21 protein-coding genes and 2 pseudogenes are annotated in these 22,147 nt (G+C 70.4%); 14 read left to right on the top strand and 9 right to left on the bottom strand.

What is annotated here, in order from left to right; translation table 11 throughout:
* The first annotated feature begins 13 nt into the window (after positions 1 to 13).
* Positions 14 to 403, top strand: a complete 390-nt coding sequence (locus LCH29_RS14350; RefSeq protein WP_446462108.1) for a hypothetical protein — start codon at positions 14 to 16, stop codon at positions 401 to 403.
* A 44-nt stretch (positions 404 to 447) separates the two neighbouring features.
* On the opposite strand, the gene LCH29_RS14345 is transcribed toward LCH29_RS14350, so the two are convergent.
* Together LCH29_RS14345 and LCH29_RS14340 are read right to left on the bottom strand one after the other, a co-directional pair.
* On the bottom strand, positions 448 to 1,089 hold the full coding sequence (locus LCH29_RS14345) for a hypothetical protein (protein ID WP_446462107.1): 642 nt from the start codon (positions 1,087 to 1,089) through the stop codon (positions 448 to 450).
* Positions 1,090 to 1,100: 11 nt separating this feature from the next.
* A complete protein-coding gene (locus LCH29_RS14340; protein ID WP_446462106.1) occupies positions 1,101 to 5,774 on the bottom strand; it encodes a phage tail protein in 4,674 nt (1,557 codons plus the stop codon).
* A gap of 446 nt (positions 5,775 to 6,220) precedes the next feature.
* Between LCH29_RS14340 and LCH29_RS14335 the strand changes: the two genes are divergently transcribed.
* Both LCH29_RS14335 and LCH29_RS14330 read left to right on the top strand, forming a co-directional pair.
* Positions 6,221 to 6,787, top strand: coding sequence for an SDR family oxidoreductase (locus LCH29_RS14335; protein WP_446462105.1), 567 nt, complete (start codon positions 6,221 to 6,223; stop codon positions 6,785 to 6,787).
* 111 nt (positions 6,788 to 6,898) lie between these two features.
* Positions 6,899 to 7,111 (top strand): DUF5988 family protein, encoded by a 213-nt coding sequence (locus LCH29_RS14330; protein WP_446462104.1) that lies wholly within the window; start codon positions 6,899 to 6,901, stop codon positions 7,109 to 7,111.
* Between the two features lie 48 nt (positions 7,112 to 7,159).
* Here LCH29_RS14330 and LCH29_RS14325 read toward each other — a convergent pair whose 3' ends face one another.
* Positions 7,160 to 8,077 carry a LysR family transcriptional regulator gene (locus LCH29_RS14325; protein ID WP_446462103.1) on the bottom strand — a complete coding sequence of 306 codons (918 nt, stop codon included), beginning with the start codon at positions 8,075 to 8,077 and terminating at the stop codon, positions 7,160 to 7,162.
* A 132-nt stretch (positions 8,078 to 8,209) separates the two neighbouring features.
* Here LCH29_RS14325 and LCH29_RS14320 point away from each other — a divergent pair, with 132 nt between their 5' ends.
* Together LCH29_RS14320 and dctA are read left to right on the top strand one after the other, a co-directional pair.
* Positions 8,210 to 9,328, top strand: a complete 1,119-nt coding sequence (locus LCH29_RS14320; RefSeq protein WP_446462102.1) for a PrpF domain-containing protein — start codon at positions 8,210 to 8,212, stop codon at positions 9,326 to 9,328.
* A complete protein-coding gene (gene dctA, locus LCH29_RS14315) occupies positions 9,325 to 10,734 on the top strand; it encodes a C4-dicarboxylate transporter DctA (protein WP_446462101.1) in 1,410 nt (469 codons plus the stop codon). Before LCH29_RS14320 ends, dctA begins: the two co-directional genes overlap by 4 nt.
* On the opposite strand, the pseudogene LCH29_RS14310 reads toward dctA, so the two are convergent.
* A pseudogene (locus tag LCH29_RS14310) lies at positions 10,731 to 10,961 on the bottom strand (ArsR/SmtB family transcription factor); the annotation flags it as partial. The gene dctA and the pseudogene LCH29_RS14310 overlap by 4 nt on opposite strands.
* Here LCH29_RS14310 and LCH29_RS14305 point away from each other — a divergent pair.
* Entirely contained in the window at positions 10,931 to 11,596 is a 666-nt protein-coding gene (locus LCH29_RS14305) for an EamA family transporter (RefSeq protein ID WP_446462221.1), read from the top strand. The pseudogene LCH29_RS14310 and the gene LCH29_RS14305 overlap by 31 nt on opposite strands.
* On the opposite strand, the gene LCH29_RS14300 is transcribed toward LCH29_RS14305, so the two are convergent.
* Entirely contained in the window at positions 11,526 to 12,143 is a 618-nt protein-coding gene (locus LCH29_RS14300; protein ID WP_446462100.1) for a LysE family translocator, read from the bottom strand. The genes LCH29_RS14305 and LCH29_RS14300 overlap by 71 nt on opposite strands.
* A gap of 182 nt (positions 12,144 to 12,325) precedes the next feature.
* The gene (locus LCH29_RS14295; RefSeq protein WP_446462099.1) at positions 12,326 to 12,778 is read right to left on the bottom strand and encodes a winged helix-turn-helix transcriptional regulator; all 453 of its coding nucleotides are present in this window, start codon (positions 12,776 to 12,778) and stop codon (positions 12,326 to 12,328) included.
* A 71-nt stretch (positions 12,779 to 12,849) separates the two neighbouring features.
* Here LCH29_RS14295 and LCH29_RS14290 point away from each other — a divergent pair, with 71 nt between their 5' ends.
* Together LCH29_RS14290 and LCH29_RS14285 are read left to right on the top strand one after the other, a co-directional pair.
* Positions 12,850 to 14,088: an MFS transporter gene (locus LCH29_RS14290; protein WP_446462098.1), complete on the top strand. Its 1,239-nt coding sequence runs from the start codon at positions 12,850 to 12,852 to the stop codon at positions 14,086 to 14,088.
* A 145-nt stretch (positions 14,089 to 14,233) separates the two neighbouring features.
* A complete protein-coding gene (locus LCH29_RS14285) occupies positions 14,234 to 14,362 on the top strand; it encodes a hypothetical protein (RefSeq protein ID WP_446462097.1) in 129 nt (42 codons plus the stop codon).
* Between the two features lie 12 nt (positions 14,363 to 14,374).
* Here LCH29_RS14285 and LCH29_RS14280 read toward each other — a convergent pair.
* Positions 14,375 to 14,937 (bottom strand): annotated as a pseudogene (locus tag LCH29_RS14280) (amino acid transporter); the annotation flags it as partial.
* Positions 14,938 to 14,969: 32 nt separating this feature from the next.
* Between LCH29_RS14280 and LCH29_RS14275 the strand changes: the two are divergent.
* Both LCH29_RS14275 and LCH29_RS14270 read left to right on the top strand, forming a co-directional pair.
* The gene (locus LCH29_RS14275) at positions 14,970 to 15,209 is read left to right on the top strand and encodes an SbtR family transcriptional regulator (protein ID WP_446462096.1); all 240 of its coding nucleotides are present in this window, start codon (positions 14,970 to 14,972) and stop codon (positions 15,207 to 15,209) included.
* Between the two features lie 142 nt (positions 15,210 to 15,351).
* Complete coding sequence (locus LCH29_RS14270) at positions 15,352 to 16,251, top strand: CPBP family glutamic-type intramembrane protease (RefSeq protein WP_446462095.1); 900 nt, start codon at positions 15,352 to 15,354, stop codon at positions 16,249 to 16,251.
* A gap of 131 nt (positions 16,252 to 16,382) precedes the next feature.
* Here the strand turns inward: LCH29_RS14270 and LCH29_RS14265 are convergent, their stop codons facing one another.
* Positions 16,383 to 17,336: an AraC family transcriptional regulator gene (locus tag LCH29_RS14265; RefSeq protein WP_446462094.1), complete on the bottom strand. Its 954-nt coding sequence runs from the start codon at positions 17,334 to 17,336 to the stop codon at positions 16,383 to 16,385.
* Positions 17,337 to 17,432: 96 nt separating this feature from the next.
* Here LCH29_RS14265 and LCH29_RS14260 point away from each other — a divergent pair, with 96 nt between their 5' ends.
* From LCH29_RS14260 to uriT, 3 genes are all read left to right on the top strand, one after another.
* Positions 17,433 to 18,275, top strand: a complete 843-nt coding sequence (locus LCH29_RS14260) for an NAD(P)H-binding protein (protein ID WP_446462093.1) — start codon at positions 17,433 to 17,435, stop codon at positions 18,273 to 18,275.
* 606 nt (positions 18,276 to 18,881) lie between these two features.
* The gene (uriH, locus tag LCH29_RS14255) at positions 18,882 to 19,826 is read left to right on the top strand and encodes a uridine-preferring nucleoside hydrolase UriH (RefSeq protein ID WP_446462092.1); all 945 of its coding nucleotides are present in this window, start codon (positions 18,882 to 18,884) and stop codon (positions 19,824 to 19,826) included.
* The gene (uriT, locus tag LCH29_RS14250; protein WP_446462091.1) at positions 19,823 to 21,292 is read left to right on the top strand and encodes a uridine transporter UriT; all 1,470 of its coding nucleotides are present in this window, start codon (positions 19,823 to 19,825) and stop codon (positions 21,290 to 21,292) included. Before uriH ends, uriT begins: the two co-directional genes overlap by 4 nt.
* Here uriT and LCH29_RS14245 read toward each other — a convergent pair.
* Positions 21,255 to 21,572, bottom strand: a complete 318-nt coding sequence (locus LCH29_RS14245) for a hypothetical protein (protein ID WP_446462230.1) — start codon at positions 21,570 to 21,572, stop codon at positions 21,255 to 21,257. The two genes, uriT and LCH29_RS14245, sit on opposite strands and share 38 nt — an antisense overlap.
* Between LCH29_RS14245 and LCH29_RS14240 the strand changes: the two genes are divergently transcribed.
* Positions 21,493 to 22,146 (top strand): TSUP family transporter, encoded by a 654-nt coding sequence (locus LCH29_RS14240; protein ID WP_446462090.1) that lies wholly within the window; start codon positions 21,493 to 21,495, stop codon positions 22,144 to 22,146. The genes LCH29_RS14245 and LCH29_RS14240 overlap by 80 nt on opposite strands.
* Position 22,147: the final 1 nt, after the last annotated feature.

Here is a 22,147-nt window from a genome sequence, read left to right as displayed (position 1 = left end):
TACCCTCGGCTCCGTGCCCCGCCATCCGAGGAAGCCCCGCCGCTTGGTCGCCGACGGGCGCGCCTACCTGTGGACGCTCCGCCACAGCCACCGCGTGCTGGAGAGCGGCCGGGCCGCGGACTGCCGCGAGACCCTCACGCTGTACCCGCAGCCGGCCGACACCGGCGGCCCGCTGCGCATCGTGTTCGCCGAAGGGCCGGGCCGGTACGTCCCCGGCGGGTTTCCCCTGGGCTCGGGGGACGTGGGATACGTCCGGGGCGGCTCCCTGAACCTGCACGAACCCGGCGCCGTCCGGGCCCTGCTCGACGCGGCGTCGGTCCGAGGGTGGCAGCCGGGGGAACGGCGGGCCGTGGAGGTCGACGGGTGGCCCCTGCTGGAGGCGGCGGCCGCCGCGCGGGGTTGAGGCAGGGGCCGGGCCGAAGAGGCCGCCCCCCGCCCGGGAACCGGTCAGGTCCCTGTTTCGTGTTGGAAGGTCTCCATCCGATCCACCATGGCTCTGGCCACTCTCAGCTCTTCCGGATGCACCACGTCGTACTCCCCCTTGCCTGCCGTGTTCTTCGACCTCTCTTCCAACTCGCGCAGGTAATCCGCGTGGTGCTTGTGCAGGACAGCCAGGAGAGAGTCGCCGCGTTGGGGGGCTTCGGAGGGCTTTGTGGCTTCCTCGCGGATGCCGAAGATCGTTGATCTGCCTGCTGCCAGTTCGGTCAGGCGGTAGCAGAGCACCAGGTCGGGGTCCTCGATGCCGATGCCCGAGGGGATCAGGAACACCAGGGGGAGCAGGTCGGGGTCGAGGGCGCGGAGGCGCCGCTCGTCCGGCTCGTACGTGTCGGCTCGGGGCGCCGGGCCACCTCGGTCCAGGGTTACGGCCAGTTGCCACGGCTGGTTGGCCCACTTCGCCAGCAGGCCCAGCGTGTACGGGTTGGCCGCCGCGATGACGAAGACCTCTCGGGGGAAGCCGACGCCGTAGCACTCGCGCAGGACCTGCTCCGGGGGCACCGCGGCCTCGTGCAGCGCTCGTGCCAGGCGGGCCATCGGGCCGTACTCGCGGCTCGATGCCTCGATCCTCAGCTGTTCGAACTCGTCGGCCATCTGGCGAACTCCTATCTCGCACCCTGTCCGGGGCCTTGCCCGCGGCTGTGCTCGCGCTCGATCCTCCGCAGCTCTCGGCTGAGTTCTGCCCATGTCTGCCTGAGTTTCTTCGACGTCAGCGCGGCGATGATGTCACGTGCGACCTCGTGCGCCGTCGTCAAGGCCTTCCCGAGATCCTTGTTCGCCTGCGTATCGGTCGCTCCCGCCTCCTTCTTCACCGCCTCGGCCATCTCCCGCAGGATTTGCCGGATCCGGGGATTACGAGTAGTCATCCCTGGATTCTCGGACATCAGGATGACGACTCTTTCGACATGGCTGAAGACCACCGCCTGTATTCTTCCAGGCGCACCGATCTTGGTATTCGCCATGAATACCGCGCTGGCCAGCTGCCGTGCGCTTGCCGTTGTCTGGGCCTGAAGGGTCAGAGCGTACGCCGGTTTACCCTTGTTCCTGATGGCTCGCAGTATGTCCTCTACGCGTAGCACGAACCCGCGCTCCGGGCGCTCCGGCTTCGGGTCGGTGCTGACGGATGCGCGCGGGTCGTAGAGCACCGAGAAGTTGCCTTCCAGCAGCTCTTGCAGCCACTTCTTGAAATGGTGTCCCTCCAGCGGGCCCACGCCGAAGGGAAGAACCTCTCGGACTGCTTTGATTCCCATGTGATCCATACGCTCGAAGATGTCGAACCCGGTGTTCTCGTCCCACACCTTCACCAGTGTGCTCGGCTCGGACGGGTACAGCAGGTCGGGATGCCGTTTGCTGATGGCGACCCGGATGGCGCGGTCGATCCTGTTGGCGAGCACCGTCAACTGAACCGTGAGCGGATCGGTCGTCTTCCAGTCGAACCGTTCGAAGTCGTAGCCGCCGATGATCATTGTCGGGTCGCTCTTGATGGTCCGCAGGATCTCGTCGTATGCGGCGAGTACACCGCGCCCCTTCGGGGCGGTCGCGGTGCTGTCCGGATCCTGGGTCAAAACGTGCACCTGCTTGTTGGCCTTGCTGAGAATGCCCTTCGCGTCCTGGGTGTAGGTGGACTTCAACACCTTCCCCCGGAAGAGACCGATGGGCAGTTGTGCGTTGCGCAGTCCTTCCTCTTCCTTGCGCTGAGCTTCCTTCTTGCCCTCGGCGTCCAGGTTCTTGTACGCCTCGCGCAACGTCTCGATCTCCACCGGCTTCCTGCCCCGCTTGGTTTTCACCCACCTGGGCGTCCAGGTGAAGCCGAACGCCGCCATGAGCAGTTCCGGCGGGCCCTTGATGGTGCGCACCGCGGCGATGACCGCCTGCTTGCCCTTGCCGTCCTTCGGAACCAGTAGCTCGACGGAATTGACACCGATGATGACCGCGGTCCGGAGCGGCGCCACATCTTTCTCCGTCGAACCCGCCCATGCCTCGGTGAGGTATCGAGAGGCGACCGCCGGGTTGTTCCGTATCTCCTCCGGAATGGCCACCATGTTGATGACGAAGGCCGCCGGGTGCTTCTCCTCCACGGGATTCTCGATCGGGTGCAGGTTGCTTTCCACTTGGCTGACGTCCTGCATGATGAGCGCCTGCGTCGGGCCGAGAAGCTCGTAGGGGAAACCCAGGTCCTCCTTCTTCGATTCGCCCACCGGGTTGATGGACAGCTTGATGACGTAAAGCTCCCCGGTCTCCACCAGCCGTATCGACTTCAGGCGGTGTCGGCGCTTGATGCCCGGCAGGCCCTTGCGGACCGACTTGACCGTGGCGTCCTCGGCGCCGATGAGCCGGTTCGCGTCGCGGATGGCGGCGTCCAGGGCGCGCCGCTTGTCCTGCTCCGTGCGGCGGTCCTTGCGTTTGCGGTTCTTCGGCCGGTCCGGCTTCTTCGCCTTGCGCGGTCGCTTCGGTTTCGTCGGTCTGCGCGGCCTTCTCGGTCTCGTGGGCCTGCGGCGATGTTGCGGGCGCTTGGGCCGCTTCCGTTTGGGCTTGAGCTTGGCCGCCAGTTTCCTGAGCAGGCCGGTGATCTTGTCGATGACCCAGTCGATGGCGCGGTTCACCGGTCGGGCGAGGGCCTGGAATATCTGCTTGACCTTGCCCGCGATCCCCCCGATGCCGAGGATCGCGGCCAGGGCCCCGATGAGGACGGGGATCGACCGCGCCAGCGCGCGTTCCACCAGTGCCGGAACGCCGCCGGTGCCGCCGCGGGCGATGGCGATCACCGCGTCCAGGACCGTGTTGACGAACTCGATGATCTGTCGGCCCTGCGTGACGATGAACCGGACGATGTCGATGATCATCTTGCAGGCGCGGATGAACGCCGACGCCGGGTTGAACAGCGACACGATCCATGTCACGCCCGCGATGATGATCGTCGGCAGCAGGTAGGACACCAGCTTGCTGATCAGGTCCTTCTTCAGGTCCCCGACCCGCGACTTCAGGTCCGACCACAGGCCCGCGACGCCGCGTCTCTTGGCCTCCACGACGATCGGGATCGCGTCCTTGCCGGTTTCCGCCGCCGCCATGGTCTTCGGATTGACCTTGCGGGCCAGGCGGGCGCGGATGTTCGGCCACGACAGCCCGAGCAGACCAGCGATCATCACCAGGATGCCGAGGACGTCGAAGCTCGTCGGCAGTATCAGGCCCGCCGTGACGCCGGAGCCCAGCAGCCAGGCCAGCACACCCTGTTGGAGGTGGCGGCCCGCGTTCTTCATGAACAGCTTGAGCCCGCCGCCGACACCGGTGATGAGCCGGCCGAGGAAGCCGACCGGGTCCTTCAGGATCAGGCCGACCGCCGATGCGGCCTTCCGCAGGACGCCCATCAACAGGCGGCCGAGTTCCTTGATCGTGTCGATGACGCCGCCGATGGCGTCGGCGGCCTTGGAGACCAGGCCCTTGTTCTTCTCCTTCTCCGCCGCGATCTCGGCGTCGACCGACTTGACCGCTTCGGTGTACTTGGTGGCCAGGGTGTCGACCAGTTCGGTGCTCTTGTCGTTGACCGTGTCCGTCAGCTCGTCGAACTTGCCCTGGAAGTCCGCGGCCGCTTCCCTGCCGATGGCGCGGAGGTCCTTGGGCAGGGTGTCGACCGCGTGCTGGAGGTCCTTGCGGCCCTTGGCGATACGGTCCTTGGCATGGCGTAGCTCGCCTTCGACCGTGTCGGCGACGTCGGAGATGACCTGGCGCATGGCGGTCAGGTAGTTGTCCCGCGCGCGTTCGTAGATCCGGTTGGCCTCTTCCGGGAGGTCGGCGAACAGGTCCTTGACCCAGCGGGCCTTGCCCCGCAGCCCGGAGTAGCGGCGGGACTTGTACTCGTCCATGCCCCGGGTGTGCTCGTCGGTGAACCGGTCCCTCGCCCGCTTCTCGCCGCTGGTGAACTGGGAGTCGACCTTCTTGTCCAGGCCGGACAGGATCTCCTCGACGTCGCCCTTGGTGTCGTCGAACACCTTCTGGAGCAGGGCGGTGACCTTCGTCCGCTTGTCCTCGTCGCGGCCCTTCGCGCCCTGCTTGCCGGTGGTGACCCGCTGCCCGGTGGCGACCCGCGTGGCGTGGAGGGCACCCATCGCGGCCGCGCCGCTCGTGGCGGCCGTCGCCTTGACCTTCTTCAGCTCGGCGGCCTCGTCGGCGCGCAGTTCCTTCGGGGCGGCCGCCGAGTGGGCCTCCATCGTCTTCTTGTCCCGCACCGCCTTGTCGAACGCGGGCTCGCGCGAGTTCTTCATCGACAGCTGCTGCTCGGTGACCTGCGCCGACGCCATCTGCTGGTTGACCTGGTCCGGCCCGGCCGACATGTCCGTGGCCGACTTCGGCAACGCGTCCGGGGCGGCCTGGTTCGGATTCGGGGCCCCCGGTCTGCCCGGCACCGAGTCCGCCGCCAGCGGCACGACCTCCTTGGCGTCCGGGGCGGGCTCCGGCGTGGCGGCGGTGGTGTCGGCGATCTCCTGGCCCGCGGCGTCCTTGCCCTCACCGACCTTGCCCTGGACCTCGGTCTTGACCTCCTCCGCCTTGCCCGACTCCCCGAACTTGTCGGCCTCGTCCAGGTTCTTCGGGGCCCGGTCCTTGATGGCCTTCTCCACCGCGGCGATGAACGACTGCTTGTCGAACTCCTTCGGCTGAGCGGCGTCCATGTCCTCCGCGTGCGCCGCCTTGCCGCGGGCCTCCTGGTCGTCGGCCGGTGGCACCGCGGCTCCCTGCGCGGCACGGGCCTCCGCGGCGGGCGGCGGGTGGCTCGACGCCATCCGCTGCTTCTTGGCCGCGACGTCCTTCTTCAACGCCTGGAACTTCGGGTCCGCGCCCGGAGACCGCGGGCCCGTCGCTTCCTTGTTCTTCGCACCCTTCTCGGGCCGGCCCTCGGCGTTCTTCGCGTCCTTTTGGTCCTTCTGGGCCGGGCGAGGTGCGGGCGGGGCCTTCGCCTTCCGGACGGGCTTCGGCTCCGGCTTCTTCGCGTCCGGTTTTTGCGTCAACTGCTGTTGTGCCGGGAGCCGTTGCTCTGCCGAGGGGGACTGCTGAGTTGCGGGCAGCGCACCCGCCTGAGCCGCGACGGCCTGGTTACCGATCAGATCCTGCCCGCCCGGCACCATCTGCCCGCCCCACCAGGACGGGCCCGGCCCGGCACCCGGTGGCGCCCCACCCATGGCCGCCGCCACCGCCGCGTTCCCGGCCGACGGGCCGGGACCCACGGCCGAGCCCGACGCACGCGCGGTCGGCCCTCGCAGGTCCGACCCCTCCGCTCCGCTCCGCATGCGTGGATCGCGCACCGGGGACACCGCCGGTGTCGTCGGGCGCGGAGTGCGGACCTTCATGTGCACAGGCATGGTGGCCGCAGGTTCGCACCCGCCCCGTCGCAGCCGTGCCTTCGCGGCGTCACGGGTGCGTCGCACTTGAACGAGACCCATGCCGGCGGGGGCGTTCTGTGTGGCGGCGACCGCTGTGGGCGGCAACCGGGGCAATGTGGCGAAAGCCGACCGCGACATGCATCCGATCCCAACGATTGTTACTAGGGTTCACCGCAGCGTGCCACTGATTTCCGGTAGGGCAGGTCCCTCAGTCGAGGCATAATGTGAAATGGACATAGTGTCCGCAAATTAACCAATAACTCCTCGATGGTCATGACGGGGGCAAGATCTAAGCCATATGCCAGGGCTTAACAGGTCTGAATAGGCCATTGTTTTCCGCTAGTTCACGGGGCATGGCGCTGCTCGACACCGTGGCGGGCGCCGCCCACCCCGCGGTGATCGCCTTGCCGGTGGATCTGGCCGCCGCACGCACCCATCCGCATCAGCCCGTGGTGCTGCGCGCACTGACGCGGGTCCGGCACCGGCCGCGGGCAGCGGCCGCCGAAGAGCTCGTCGGTACGGGCCGCGGCCTCGACGGTCTGGCCGGACTGGACGAAGCAGCGCAGCGGCGCCTGCTGCTGGCCGATCTGGCCGGAGACCCGGAGAGCGGTGAGGACACCGCCGACTTCGCCGCCGAGGTCCGTCTCGCACCGGACATCGTCGCTACGGTCCCCGCACCGGACATCGTCGCCACGGAGAACGTTCGGACCATCGCCGAGCCCCGGCACGTCCTGCTGACCGGCGCCACCGGATTCCTCGGCTCCTTCCTGCTGCGGGATCTGCTGCGGACCACCTCCGCACGGATCCACTGCCTGATCCGTGGCGTGGACGAGGCCGACGCGCGCGCCCGCCTCGGGGCCGCGGCGCCGTGGTACCAGACCGGGGACGGCCCCCTGGTGAGAGTGGAAAGGAAGGAATGAGATCGGAGAGAGTGCGGACTTAGTCCGCCCCTCAATACTCGTGTACACGCGCTCCGGCGGCCATGGACTGACGGTGGAAGAACAGGTGCCCGAGACGGAGGGAAGCCTTTCATGAGTGTGCGGCCTAACGTTGTTCTGCGGGGTGGTTCCGGCGTTCCTGAGGGAGAGAGGGTCCGTTACGTCGAGAACACGACGGACACGTTCAAGCTCTTCATCGAGAACCGCTACGAGCACTGCAAGTCGACCGGCGCCACGTGGACGCATCGTGATGGCGATGATCTCCTGGTATTCGAGTGGGTGTACCGCACCTACGTGGCCGAATGACGGCTCGATCACGGCGCCGCCGATGAGCGTGGTGCCGGGGCGTGGTCGTCACGGCGGCGGTACGCGCCGGCCGGCCGTGGCGCTGTCGCGCAGGAAGCCCGCGAAGGCCTGGGCTGCGGGGGTGAGGGCGTGGTCGGCCATGCGGACGAGGAGGATGCGGCGCACCGGGGCGGGGGGTTGCAGCGGCAGGACGCTGACGCCGCCGCGGATGCCTTCCAGGGCCAGGGTGGGGGCGAGGGCGACGCCGATTCCGGCGGCGACCATGGCCTGGGCCTCCTGGTAGTCGTGGGCCTCGTAGGCGATCTGCGGCTCGAAACCGGCCGTGTGGCAACTGCGGGCGAGGGCCTCGGCCACCGGGTGGTGGTCGGCGCGGGTGATCCAGGGGTCGTTCGCGAAGTCGGCGAGGGCGGCCACGGGGCGGTCGGCGAGGGGGTGGTCCTTGCTGACGAGGAGGGCCGGGGGGTCGTCGGCGAGTGAGGTGACGACGATGTCCTCGCGGTCGATGCGGTTCCAGTCGTAGTCCCACATCAGGGACATCTCGACTTCCCGGTTCTCCAGCATCGCCCACAGGCCCGCGATGCGGGCGCTGCGCACGGTCAGCCGTACGTCGGGGTGTGCTTCCCGGAAGGCGATCACGGCCCGGGGGAGGAGGGAGGCCCCGACGGTGGGGAAGGTGCCGATGCGGAGGGTGCCCGCGCGGAGTCCCGCGAAGTCGGCGAGCTCGTTCTCCGCGGCCGTCAGTTCCCGCTCGATCCGCTCCCCGCGCAGCGCGAGCGCGCGTCCCGCGTCGGTGAGCGTGACGCCCCGCGCATGGCGCTCCAGCAGTGGTTGCCCCGCCTCCGCCTCCAGTCGGCTGACCTGCTGGGACACCGCTGACGGCGTGTAGTTGAGCGCCCGCGCGGTGGCGGTGACCGAGCCCCGGCGGGCGACCTCGGTGAAGAGCAGGATGCGCCGCACGTCCAGCACCGTGCCACCTCCAGCATTAACCTCAACTTAATACCCGTGCAGATTTCCGAGATTGTACTTCACGCTCTCTGCGCCCACCGTGGATCACACCCCGCACGGAAGTGCCGTCGGAGTTTCCACGAGGAGTCTGTTGTGTTGCGTCTCCAGGGCGAGATGATCCGCGGAGGAACCAGCAAGTGCTGGATCTTCGACCACCACGAGGTGGTGGCGACCGGCGTGGACGCCGACACCCTGTTGCTCGCCGCCTACAACGCCGCCGACCCCCGCCAGATCGACGGCGTCGGCGGTGCCTCCTCCACCACCTCCAAGGCGGCGATCGTCCGGACATCCGCAGAGCCGGGCATTGACGTCGAGTACGCCTTCGCGCAGGTCGGCATCGGTGACGAGAGCGTGGAGTGGACCAGCAACTGCGGCAACTGCGCCACCGCCGTCGCCCTGTACGCCGTCCACAACGGCCTGGTGCCGATCACGGCGGACGCCGCCACGGTGCGGATGCTCAACGTCAACACCGGGGCCCGCCTCACGGGCACCATCCCCACCCCCGGCGGCACGGTCCCCGACGAGGGCACGGCCGCGGTGCCGGGCACCGCCGCGCTCGGCGTGCCGGTCCTGCTCGGCTTCGAGGACCCCGCGGGTACGAGCACGGGCCGCGCCCTGCCGACCGGCCGCGCCCTGGACACCCTGACCGCGCCCGCCAGTCCGGTCGAGGTGTCCCTGGTCGACGCCGGAGCCCCGGCCGCGCTGTTCGAGGCCAAGGCGTTCGGCCTCGACGGCACCGAGTCCCTGGCCGAGTTCGCCACGGCGGTGCCCGCGCTCACCGCGCTGCGCCGTCAGGCCGCCCTGACCATGGGCCTGGCCGACGAGTGCGACCCGGTCAGCCACGCCGTGCCGAAGGTCGGCGTCGTCGCCCGCTCTGCCTCATATCGCACTACTCATGGCACCCTGATCAGTCAAGACGAGTACGACCTGGCCGTACGCATGGTCTCCATGCACGCGCCCCACCCGGCGATCGGTCTCACCTCGGCCGTCGCGCTGGCCACCGCAGCCGCCATCCCCGGCACCCTCGCCCACCGCGTCACCCGGCAGACCGCCGACGGGACGCTGCGCCTGGGCACCCCGGCAGGGGTCATCACCGCCCGAACCGTCCCCGCGCCGGACGGCGCGTCCCCCACGGTGCTGCTGCACCGTGCCGCCCGCCGCATCGCCCGAGCCGAACTTCTCGTTCCCGTCCTGGAAGGACGCCCCGCATGAGCCGCAACGACGCCGCCCCGGGTACCGCCACCGCTCCACCGCGCCGCATCCGCCGGCTGCTGTCCCTGCTCTACGTCCAATGCCTGATCGGCGTCGTCGCCGGGGCTGCCGTCGGCTGGCTGTGGCCGTCCTTCGGGGCCGATCTGAAGCCCCTCGGCGACGGCTTCATCGCGCTGGTGCGCATGATGATCGCGCCGATCATCTTCTGCACCGTCGTCCACGGCATCGCCTCCATGGGCAACGCGCGCGCCGTCGGCCGGGTCAGCCTCAAGGCGCTGTTCTACTTCGAGGTGCTCACCACCGTCGCCATGGTGATCGGTCTGGTCGTCGTCAACATCGTCCAGCCCGGCAGCGGACTGCACGTCGACACCTCCACCCTCTCCACCGAGGGCCTGCCGCCGGAGGCGACCGCGAGCCACGAGAGCTTCGCCGGCTTCGTCCTCGCCATGATTCCGGACACCCTGCTCAGCGCGCTGACCGGCCACGAGATCCTGCCGGTGCTGTTGATCTCGGTGCTGGTCGGCTTCGGCCTGCACGCCAGTGGCGAGGCGGGACTGGGGGTCGCCCAGAGCATCGAGAAGCTGTCCAAGGTCCTGTTCACGCTCATCCGCTGGATCATGCGGCTGGCCCCGTTGGGTGCCTTCGGCTCCATGGCCTTCACCATCGGCAACTACGGCCTGGACACGCTGAGCCACCTCTTTCTGCTGGTCGGCTCCTTCTGGCTCACCGCGCTGTTCTTCGTCGTGGTCGTCCTGGGCACGGTCATGCGTATCAACGGCCTGCGCCTGCTGCCCTTCCTCCGCTACATCAGGGAGGAGCTGCTGATCGTCCTGGGCACCTCGTCCACCGAGCCGGTGCTGCCGCGCATGATGGGCAAGCTGCAACACGTGGGCGCCTCCAAGCCGGTGGTCGGCATCACGCTGCCCGCCGGGTACTCCTTCAACCTGGACGGCACCGCGATCTACCTGACCATGGGCTCGGTCTTCCTCGCCCAGGCTCTCGGCATCGACCTCAGCCTCACCCAGCAGCTGTCCATGCTCGCCGTCATGCTGCTCACCTCCAAGGGCGCCGCCGGGGTCACCGGTTCCGGCTTCGTCGCCCTGGCCGCTACCCTCAGCGCCGTTCCGCACGTACCTGTCGCCGCCCTGGCGCTCATCTTCGGCATCGACCGCTTCATGTCCGAGGCCCGCGCCCTGACCAGCCTGGTCGGCAACGGCGTCGCCACCCTGGCGGTGGCCAAATGGGAGGGGCAGCTCGACGAGGACCGTGCCAAGGCCGTCCTCCGCGGCGACATCCCGTACCCCTCCGGTCCCGAGGCCGGGCCCGCCTCCGGTGAGAAGCCCGCGGGCGACGGCCCGGAGGCAACGGCCGGAACGGACCGCGACCCCGTGGCGGCCGTCGGCTAAGGGGCGCCGTCGGGGCCGAGGACCAGGTCGAGCAGCCCGGGGAAGCGCGCGTCGAACTCCTCGCGGCGCAGCCGGTTGACCCGCCTCGGCCCCTGGTCGCGCTGTTCCACCAGACCGGCGCCGCGCAGGACCGAGAAGTGGTGGCTGAGCGCGGCCTTGCCGACGGACACGTCGAAACTGCCGCAGCTGCGCGTCCATGCGGCGGAGCCCGCCAGCTCGCGGACCAGCTGGGCGCCGGTGTCCTCCTGCTCGGCGGGGGCGGCGTCCCCCTCGACCCCGGTGGCCTGGCCCTGGCCGCGGTGGCGGCGGGCTGTTGGGGCGGCTACATCCTGGTCTCCGCCCGCACGGTGCGACGCCTCAGCGGCGGCCAGGGCCTGGCGCTGGCGGTGCTGTGGGCGGCGCTGCTGAGCACCCCGTTCGGCGTCGCCCGCGCCGGGAGCGCCCTGCTGGACCCCATGTGCTGTGGGTGGCCGCCGTGGTGGCGGTGGCATCCAGCGTGCTGCCGTACTCGGTCAACCTGGAGGCGCTGCGCCGGATCCCACCGCGTGTGTTCGGCGTGCTGACGAGCCTGGAACCCGCCGCCGGTGCCCTGTTCGGACTCCTCATCCGCGGCCAGCGGCTCGCGTGGCCGCAGTGGCTCGGCATCGCCGCGGTCGCCTGTGCCTCCGTCATCGCGACGTTCCTGGGAGCCGGGGGACGGCGGAACTCCCGAGGCGCCGGTGACGACGCACACGAAGACGACCGGCCCGGCTTCCTCGTTGACGTAGGCGGAATCGGTGAACGGGGGCTCGTCAGTCGACCAGGCGTTCCGCCAGTAGGAACACACCGATGGCGATCATCATCGCACCGGAGACCCGGGTGACGGCCCGGGCCGCCGAGGGCCGGGTCTTCAGGACCGTGCGGGCGAGGACGCCGACGCCGAGGTAGACCAGGGCGCAGGCCGTCATGTGGAGCGTGCCCAGCAGACCGGTCTGCGCGGCGACCGGCCAAACACCCGCGGGGTTGATGAACTGCGGAAACAGCGAGAAGTACAGCAGCAGCGCCTTGGGGTTCAGGCCGCTGATCCCGATCCCCTTGAGCATGATCTGCAAGCGGGAGGACCCCATGGCCTCATCGGACGCCGTCAGCGTCGCGGGCTGCCGCAGTACGCCGCAGCCCAGCCACACCAGATAGCCCGCCCCGGCGACGGTCAGCACGGTGAGCACGGTCGCCGAACTCGCCACGAGCACCACCAGGCCCGCGACGGCGAGCAGCGTGTACCCGACGTATCCCGCTATCAGCCCGGCGACCGCCGGAACCACCGACCGGTCCCGCAGCCCGGCCGAGATCGCGTACGCCCAGTCGGCACCCGGGGTGAACACCAGCAGCAGATCCACTGCCAGGAAGGCCGCCAGCGTCGTCATGTCCATCGATCGATCCCCCTCGCATTTCTTGCTCTGCGAGGGAAGGCTAGGCGGAAATTCCCCAAAGGTGTTTGCGTTGTTACCCCGCAATGGCTGCTGTCGAGGGAGAAGTTTTTTCTAGGGTGCCATGTGCCGGAAGATTCTTGCTGAGTGCTCAGTTGAAGGAGCCGAGCTGCCCCGCGCCTCGATCACTCCGCGGACACCTTGTGCACGGTGGTGTCGCCGGGATGCAGCCGTCGCCCGTCCGCGGACAGCACTTCCAGGGCGCGGAGGGGGTGTCCCTCCCGGCGGTCGACCAGCTCCGAGTGCGGTTCGCCGGGGTCGAAGAAGTTCTGTTCGCCCCACTGCCGCAGGGCCACGATGACGGGGAAGAGCGCCTCGCCCTTCGGGGTCAGCACGTACTCGCGGTAGGCGCTGCCGTCCGAGGCGGGGACGGATTCGAGGACACCACCGGCGACGAGGGTGCGCAGCCGCGCGGCGAGGATGTTCTTCGCCACGCCGAGGCTGCGCTGGAACTCCCCGAAGCGGCGGCTTCCGTCGAAGGCGTCCCGCACGATCAGCAGGGACCACCAGTCGCCGATCGCGTCCACCGACCGGGCGACGGGGCATGCGCTGTCGTCGAAGCGTGTCCTGGTCACCATGGCGCGTTCCTCACTCTCACGATGGTTGCAACATGCTACCAAGCGGGATACCGTCCACCGCTGGTAGCAAGATGAAACCATCAGTGGGGGAGTGTTCCGTGTTCGTCCTGTCCCGTGGCGTCGTCATCCTGTTCGCGGTCGCCTGCGGGGCGGCGGTGGCCAACGTCTACTTCTCCCAGCCGCTGCTGGTGACGATGGGTCACGACCTCGCCATGAGCCCGGCGCTGGTCGGCAGCGTGGTCACCCTCACGCATGTCGGATACGGGCTGGGGCTCTTCTTCCTCGTGCCGCTGGGCGACGTGGCCGACCGCAGACGGCTCATCGTGGGCCAGTTGCTGCTGCTGGTGGTGGCGCTGGCCGTGGTGGCCACCGCCCATACGGCTGCGATCCTGCTCGCGGGCATGGCCGCGACGGGGCTTCTCGCGGTCGTCACGCAGACGCTGGTGGCCTTCGCGGCATCACTGGCCCCTCCCGCCGAGCGCGGACGGGTCGTCGGTCTGGTCACCAGCGGCGTGGTCATCGGCATCCTGCTCGCCCGTACCGCATCCGGCCTCATGGCCGATCTCGCGGGCTGGCGCTCCGTCTACCTCGCCTCGGCGTCGCTCTCCGCTGTGCTCGCCCTGGTCCTGTACCGGGTGCTGCCCCGCCACGGTGGCGCTCCGCCGGCACCCCTGCGCTACGGACAGCTCCTGCGCTCCACGGTCAGCCTGTTCGCACGGGAGCGACTGCTGCGGCTCCGGGCCCTGTTCGGCCTGCTGATCTTCGCCGCCTTCAGCACCCTGTGGAGCAGCGTCGCGCTGCCGCTCAGCGAGGCCCCGTACTTCCTGACGCACGGCGCGATCGGGGCGCTGGGGCTGATCGGTGTCGCCGGTGCCCTGGCCGCGACCGTGGCGGGCCGCCTGAACGACCGCGGGCTCTCCCGGCGGACCACCGGCATCGCCCTGGCGCTGCTCGCCGTCTCGTGGCTGCCCCTGGCCTTCACCCGCAGCTCGCTCTGGGCCCTGGCCGTCGGGGTGATCCTGCTCGACCTCGCCGTACAGGCGGTCCATGTCACCAACCAGACCCTGATCTACGCACTGCATCCGGAGGCGGGCAGTCGGTTGATCGGCGGATACATGGTCTTCTACTCGATCGGCAGCGCCACCGGCGCCCTCGCCGCGACCTCCCTCTACGCGGTGGCGGGCTGGGGCGCCGTCTGTGCGCTGGGCGCCGCGTTCAGCTGCCTGGGGCTCGCGCTGTGGGCGTGTGAACGTGCGCGGGGACGCCGGGTCCCGGTCAGCCCCCACGCACCGTGCGGAAGTGTCACCTGAGCCACCGCGCCATCGCCCACATCGACGGCGGCACCAACCCGGGGGCGCAGGACCGTCGCACCGGATACCGCGAGGCGATGACCGACCACGGCCTGGCCCGCGAGATCCGCGTCGTGGCCGGTGGCTACACCGGGACATTCCCGCGATGGCCGAACTCGCGGTCCAGGCCGCGGTCGAGCGGATCGAGCGGCCGGAGACGGAGCCGCGGAGCGTCGCCCTGCCGCCTCAACTCGTCGTGCGTCACACGACGAAGACGCCCAAGGAGGTCGCGTAGGGGCGGAACGCGTCAGCCGACGTGGACGTGGGGACGGCGGGCGCGGTCGGGTTCGGCTTCGCGGAGGACTTCGCGGGTGGCGGGGGCGACCTCTCCCTGGCCGAACAGGAAGAAGCGCAGCAACTGGGCGAAGGGGCGCCCTCGGTCCACTCGAAGTAGATGTGCGGCCGGTACCCGGTCTCGTCGCGTACGTGCAACAGCAGGGCGGCCAGGGAGTTGGGGATGCTGGAGCCGTCGAGGGTCAGGACGCGGTAGCGGCCGTGCAGCACCTCGCCCCGTACCCGCACCGCGGATTCGAAGTCTGAGGGGTCGCGGACGGTGACCTCGACGAAGACGAGGTCCTCTTCCGCCGGGATGTCGTTGTCGGCCCGTATCTGCTGGGTCTTGTCGCGGTACTCGGCCGGGTCGCGGTTGTCGGGCTCGTTGGCGATGAACCGTATTCGGCGGGTGGCGGTGTCCCGGACGAAGCGCTCGGCCATCGCGTCCAGCTCCATGTCGGTGACGCGCAGTTCGAAGGCGCGGGCCAGCCGGGACAGCAGGGACACCGCGATGATGCCCGCGATGAAACACGCGCCCCAAACGCGGCGTCCTGGCGGCGCTCGAACCGGTGGCATGGCAGGACCTCGTCGCCCACAGCCACAACCCCATCGAAGGCGCCCTCACTCAACTGCTGGACGCCGGGAAGGCGGCCGGTTCCCTCCGCACGGACGTGGACGCCCACGGGGTCCTGCTGCTCATCGCCTACCTCGGCCGACTGGACCGGGATGAGTGGGAATCCACGGCACGGCCCCTGATGAACGTCATCCTCGACGGCCTGCGCCGACCGGACGCGGACCTGCTCTCCTGAGGCTGACGTTTTTTGCGGTGAACGTGTTCCGTCAAAGGATGTACGTGCGTTTCCTCCGCGAGGACGACGGTCATGACGTGGTGGCAGGTGAGGCTGGAGAGCGTCTGCGGTGCCCAGCCGAGAGCCGAGAGCCTGGAGAACCATGTCCGAACTTCGCCACCGAGCATCCGCGTCCGACCGGAGCGGGGCCGTGGCCCGGGCCCTGGGCGGTGGCCTCGTCATGGCCGTGGCGCTCGGTGTCGGCACCGGACTCGGCCCTGCCCTCGCCGACGCCTGCGGAGTGGGCGGCTTACCGGCTCGGCTGATCCCCGCAGCGCTCGTCAGCGCTGTGGCCGTACCCCTGATCCTTCGTGCCGCGCGCCCCGGTTCACTCGGTTTCGGAAACGCGGGCCTGCGTCTGCACGCTTTCCTCACCGGGGTCGGCGTCACGGTCGCCGCGGCGGCGCTCGTGCTGGGCGCGGGCACGACCGCCGGGATGCTGGACTGGGCGCGACCCGACCCCGCGGCCCTCGGCGGCTTCGTCCTCTCCAACGCGCTTGTCGCGCTGCTCCTCGAAGCGCTGCCCGAGGAGACCACGCTGCGCGGCTACGCCTGGACGTCACTGCGCGAGCGGTTCGGGGCGACGGTCTCGGCCCTGGGCACCACGGCTGTCTTCCTGCTGGTGCCTGGTGTCTCCACGGTGGTGGAGGCCGGGGTGGCGCGGCTGGTCGGCGAGGAGCCCCCGCCGATCGGGCCGGCTCCGGCCGGGCAGCATCCGGCCGACTATCTCGTCCTGCTGACCGTCTTCGGCCTGATGCTCGTAGCCGCCAGGACGGCCGTGGCCGGGGCTCCGCTGTGGGCCACGATCGGCGCGCACCTCGCCTTTCTGACCGTCAACCGGGTGCTGGAAGGCGACGAGCGTGATGCGGGGTGGTCCGCGGACCGGACGACACCGGACGCGGTGCTGCTCGTCCCCACGTATCTGCTGGTCGCCACCCTCGGGTTCCTCGCGTATGGCCGCATCGCACGTCGTCAGCGACGCGCATGCCGGTCGCGCTCCTGACGGATTTACCACGCGTCGTATCTCCGGGGACAGCAGGCCGGTCGCGCAGGGTGTTGACGAAGTCCAGGCACACCCGCCCGCGTGCCCACGAGCACGACCTCGCGGACGTTCCTCGCCTGAAGCGTGTGGATTCAGGCGTTCGAACCGGTCGCGGTGCGGCGGAACTCGCTCGGGTTGGCGCCTCGTACCCGTTTGAACGCCGCGCTGAACCCGAACGGATCGGCGTACCCCACGGTGCGGGCGACGTCCGCGATGGTCGCGGCCTGCTGCTCGACCAGGAGGTCGGCCGCGAGCGTCATGCGCCAGCGGGTGAGGTAGGTCAGCGGCGGTTCGCCGACCAGGTCGGCGAACCGCTTGGCCAGCGTCGAACGCGACACCCCGGCGCGGTCGGCCAGCGCGGCGACCGTCCAGGGCGCCGCCGGTTCGGCGTGCAGCAGGCGCAGCGCGCCGCCGACCACCGGGTCCCGCTGGGCGGCCCACCAGGCCGGGGGCTCGCCGCCGGGCCGGTCGAACCACTCGCGCAGCGTGCAGACCAGCATCCAGTCCAGCAGCCGGTCGAGGACGACCTGTTGGCCCGGGGTGTCGACGGCGACCTCGGCGGCGACGTGGTCCAGCACGGCGTCGGCCGTGCCCCCGGCGTCCACGCGCAGGACGACGGGCAGCGCGTCCAGCAGTCGGCGGCTGATCTCGCCGCGCGCCGGATAGGCGCCGACGATCAGGGTCGTCGCACCGCGGCCGTCACCGGCGTCGTCCTCGCCGCAGTCGTTCCAGCCCAGCCGGTGCCGGGTTCCGCCCTGCTCGGGCGTCGCGCAGTGCTCGCCGCATGCGAGCGGTTCGGCCGGGGTGCCGACCTCGTCGACGAAGGTGAACGTCGCGGGGCCGCGTACGACGAGCGTCTCGCGGGCGCGAAGCGGCTCGGGCGGACGATCCTCCGGCACGATCCAGCCCGCCCCGGTGAGGACGGTGCACAGGGTCAGCGGCGCGCCGTCCACGAAGTGCAGGGCCCAGGGCGGGGTCAGGGTCGAGCTGCCGAACAACGAGCCGTGGGCTCGCACCCCGCGGATCAGATCACTGAACGCGTCCACCTCGGCGAGTTTAGACGCATACCGCTGGACGCATACACAGGCGATCCGGCTTCTCGCCCATGGGATCGTCCGACTCGGCCATGTTCAATCGGCGTCATGAGCAACGGCAACGACACCACTCTCATCCTCGGCGCAACCGGCAAGACGGGGCGGCGGATCGCCGCCCGGTTGCGGCTGCGCGGCACGCCGGTGCGGGCCGCCTCCCGATCGAGCGGGACCCGGTTCGACTGGTCCGACCCCGGCAGCTGGGACGCGGCCCTGCGCGGTATCGCCGCCGTCTACGTGGTCGCCCCGAGCGTGCCGGGCCCGGTGCACGAGTTCGTGGCCCGGGCCGAGGCCGCCGGAGTGCGGCGGCTGGTCCTGCTCTCCGGGCACGGCGCCGACACCTGGGGCGACTCCACGTTCGGGCTGGACATGCGGTCGGCCGAGGACGCCGTGCGCGGCTCGGCGCTGGAGTGGACCGTCCTGCGGCCGTCGAACTTCGCCCAGAACTTCGACGAGGACGTCTTCCACGCCCCGCTGGTCGCCGGGGAACTGGCGCTCCCGGCCGGTGCGGTTCCCGAACCGTTCATCGACGTAGAAGACGTCGCCGACGCCGCGGCCGCGGTGCTGACCGAGCCCGGTCGGCACGCCGGGCGGATCTACGAGCTGACCGGGCCGCGTGCGCTCACCTTCGGTGAGGCCGTCGAGCTGATCGCCCGGGCGTCCGGGCGGCCGCTCACGTACCGTCAGATCTCGCCCGCCGAGTACGTTGCGGCACTGGTCGAGGAGGGGTTGAGCGAGGACGACGCCCATCACGTCGCCGAGATGTTCGTGATGATGGAGCGCGGGCTGATCGCCGAGACGACGGACGACCTCGCTACCCTGCTGGGACGGCCGCCCCGGACCTTCGAGGACTACGTGGTGCGGGCCGCGGCGGCGGGGGCCTGGGGGAGGTGATCGCCCGCCTCGACGCCCGTCCGAGGAAGTAGGCCACCTGGCCGCCCGGCGGGGGCGCGCCTCGGCCGACCACCCAGGCGTGAGGGGTGTCGCAGGCCGGACAGCGGGTGGCGACCAGGACGTCGGGCTCGTCCCGGAGCAGATGGGGGAGGGCGAACGAGTCCCAGGCGCAGCCGCCCCACCACAGCGCGCGCCCCCATGACGGAGAAGCCGAGCGGTACGGAAGCGAAGGGGTGGGCCATGACCACCCGGTCCTGGTCCCGCGGGTCCAGGACCACGTCACGGCTGTCATGGAGGGCGCGCAGTTCCGTCCCGTGAGGGGGCGTCGGTGCGGCCGAGATGGTGCCGGTCATTCCTGTGTTTCCTTCGCTGAGTGAGGCGATGGTGTCCAGGATGCGCCGCGCGGAGGCCGGGAGGCTTGAACGCTCGTGCGACACGGATCGGGGCGCATCACCCCAGGTGATGCGGTGAAAGGCGACGGACCCTATCGCGTTACGGTGTGGGACCGAAAGCGACGGCTGAGGGCCTCCTCATGTCACCCACCGAGCGGTCGGGCGTTCGTCTGCGGCGGACCTCGACGTGCGACACGATTCCAGAGAGAACCCGATGAGAAAGATCATCCTCGACTGCGACCCCGGGCACGACGACGCGATCGCGATGCTCCTGGCGCACGGCAACCCCGACGTCGAACTGGTCGCCGTCACCACCGTCGTCGGCAACCAGACCCTGGAGAAGGTCACCCGCAACGCCCTCTCGGTCGCCCGCATCGCGAACATCACCGGCGTCCCCTTCGCCGCGGGCTGCGCCCGCCCCCTGGTGCGCACCGTCGAGACGGCCCACGGGATCCACGGCGAGAGCGGCATCGACGGCCCCGCGATGCCCGAGCCCACCCTGGCCCTGGACCCCCGGCACGCCGTCGACCTCATCATCGACACGGTGATGGCCCACGAGCCCGGCGAGATCACCCTCGTCCCCACCGCGGGCCTGACCAACATCGCCCTGGCCGTACGCAAGGAGCCCCGCATCGCCCAGCGCGTGCGCGAGGTCGTCCTGATGGGCGGCGGCTACCACACGGGCAACTGGAGCCCGGTCGCCGAGTTCAACATCAAGATCGACCCCGAGGCCGCCCACATCGTCTTCAACGAGAGTTGGCCGGTCACGATGGTCGGCCTCGACCTCACCCACCAGGCCCTCGCCACCCCGGAGGTCGTCGACCGCATCACCCGCGTCGACACCGCCCCCGCCACGTTCGTCAACGAACTCCTGGAATTCTTCGGCGCCATGTACCTCGTGGAGCAGGGCTTCGAGCACCCCCCGGTGCACGACCCGTGTGCCGTCGCGTACGTCATCGACCCCACCGTCATGACCGTGCGCAAGGCCCCGGTGGACGTCGAACTCACCGGCACCCTCACCCTCGGCATGACCGTCACCGACCTCCGCGCGCCCGCCCCCGACGACTGCCGTACCCAGGTCGCGGTCGACCTGGACCACCAGCGCTTCTGGGACCTGATCGTGGACGCCCTCGAGCGGATCGGTGACGTACGCGCATGAACTCCTCCTCCCACTCCTCCACCGAACCGGTCCGCGCCCCGGCCGACATACCGGGCGGCACCCGCCCCGTCCGGATCTGGGTGCTGGTAACAGCGCTCCTGACGGCCTGCTTCGCCTTCCAGCTCAACGCGAGCATGCTCAGCCCCGCGCTGAAGAGCATCGAGAACTCCCTCGGGGCGACCTCGGCCGAAGTCGGCCTGACCCAGACCGCGTTCTTCACCTCGGCGGCCCTCTTCTCGCTCTTCCTGCCCCGCCTGGGCGACCTCGTCGGCCGACGCAGGGTCCTGGCCGGAATGCTGGCGCTGATGGCCGTCGGCTGTGTGATGGCGGCGCTCGCCGGGAGCATCCCCGTGCTGTTCGCGGGCCGCGTCATCCAGGGCGTATCCGGACCCACCGTGCCGCTCTGCCTGATCATGCTGCGCAACGAGGTCCACGAGCCGAGGAAGTACGGCACCCTCCTCGGCGTCATCACCGCCGTCAACGGAGGCGTCGCCGGCGTCGACTCCCTCGCGGGCGGATACCTCGCCGACCACCACGGCTTCTCGTCCATCTTCTGGGCCATGGCCGCCGTCGCCGCGCTCGCCACCGTCCTGGTCGCCACCCTCACCCCGGAGTCGGTCGCCACCCAGGGCGCAGCGGCTGAAAGCCGCATGGACTGGCCCGGGGTCGCCCTCCTCGTCGTCTCGGTCGGAGCGGCCCTGATCGCCCTGAACGAGGCCGGGAAGCTCACCGCCGCCAACTGGCCGCTGGTCGCCGCCCTGTTCGTCATCACCGCCATCGCCTTCGTCCTCTTCTGGCGCACCGAGGACCGCAGCAGCCACCCCCTGGTGGCCACCCGCCACCTCAGGCAGCGCTCCACCTGGGCGCTGCTGCTGACCACCGTGCTCACCATGACCGGCGTGTTCGCCGTCATGAACGGCCTGATCCCCGCCTTCGCCCAGGACGCCCGGGCAGGTTTCGGCATGACCGCCGAACAGTCCGCCTGGTGGACCCTGATCCCGTACGCGCTCGCCGGCCTGGCCATGGGCCCGCTCGCCGGTCGCCTCGCCGCCACCCACGGCTACGGTCGCATCCTGCGCCTCGGCCTCATCGGCGCGGCCGCCACCCTCGCCCTGATGCTCCTCACCCTGCGCGCCGACTCCCGCCTGCTGCTCCTGGCGGCGTCGATCCTCATCGGCATCACCTACGCGGGCGTGGGCAACATCGTGCTCAACGGGCTCGGCATCGTCCTGTCCCCGAAGGAGAACCCCGGCTTCCTGCCCGGCCTGAACGCGGGCGCCTTCAACCTCGGCGCGGGCCTCAGCTTCGCCCTCGTCTACGCGGCGCAGACCGCCGCCGAGCCCGCGGACAAGACGTCCACCACCGGCTACGGTGCGGGCATCATCACGGGAGCCGCACTCATCGCCGCCGCCTTCGTGACGTCCTTCCTCATCCCCAAGCCGGTGGAGGCGGAAGCGACGTCGTGATGCCGGTCTCCGCGCGGAAGCGCCGGGTGAGGGCCCGCTGGCCGACGTCCGGTGCGGCCAGGTACTCCCGGCACCGTTCCGCCAGGTCGGCGGAGGGCGGAATCGCGAGGTGGAAGGGGAGCGGGGTCCGCCCGGCGATCCCGTGCACCAGGAGCGCGGCAACGCACCCCGTCGGCGGCGGGTTCGCCGCGGTCCCCGTCGTGGTGTGGGCGGACGCCGCGCTCGGCCCGGACGCGATGCGGGTGGCGACGGCCACCTCGGCCGCGGTGATGGTGGTCAACGCGGGATGCGCCACGGCCGTCACACCCCGGCCCGTGCTCGGCGCCCTCCGCGGGAGCACAGCGCTGCTCCTCCTGCTGGCGGTCGCTGCCTCGGCCGGTGCGCTCGCCACCCGCCTCGCGCCACCGGCGCTGATCCTCTGGCTGTACGTCGCGTACGTGGCCATCACCATCGACGACCTGCTGCTGCGGCCCGGAATCCTGCGCCCCCGCGCGCACATCGATCACCCGGCCGAGCACCCGGCGGCGGGACCGCGGCCGTTGTCGGCCGTCCTCGGCGCGGTCGCGGCCTTCCTCGGCGTCGGGGGCAGCGTCATGGCCGTCCCCGCCATGCGGCGCGCCGGGCACGCCATGCACGTGGCGAGCCCCCTGGCCAACCCCCTCACCCTGGCCACCGCGGCCCCGGCCACCGCGGTCTCGCTCGGCGGCAGTTGTCGGGCGGCTCACGGTGACCGTGGCGACGTGTGTCTGGCAGGGGCGGCAGTGTGCTCGCTCAGGACATCGGAATGGGGTGTCTCAAGACATCGGCATGACCTCGGGGGCAGGGTCTGGCGATGTCGAAGAGGCGTCTGGTGAT

This window comes from Streptomyces sp. BRA346 (assembly GCF_052851135.1).
This window is presented reverse-complemented; position numbering and strand designations above follow the sequence as displayed.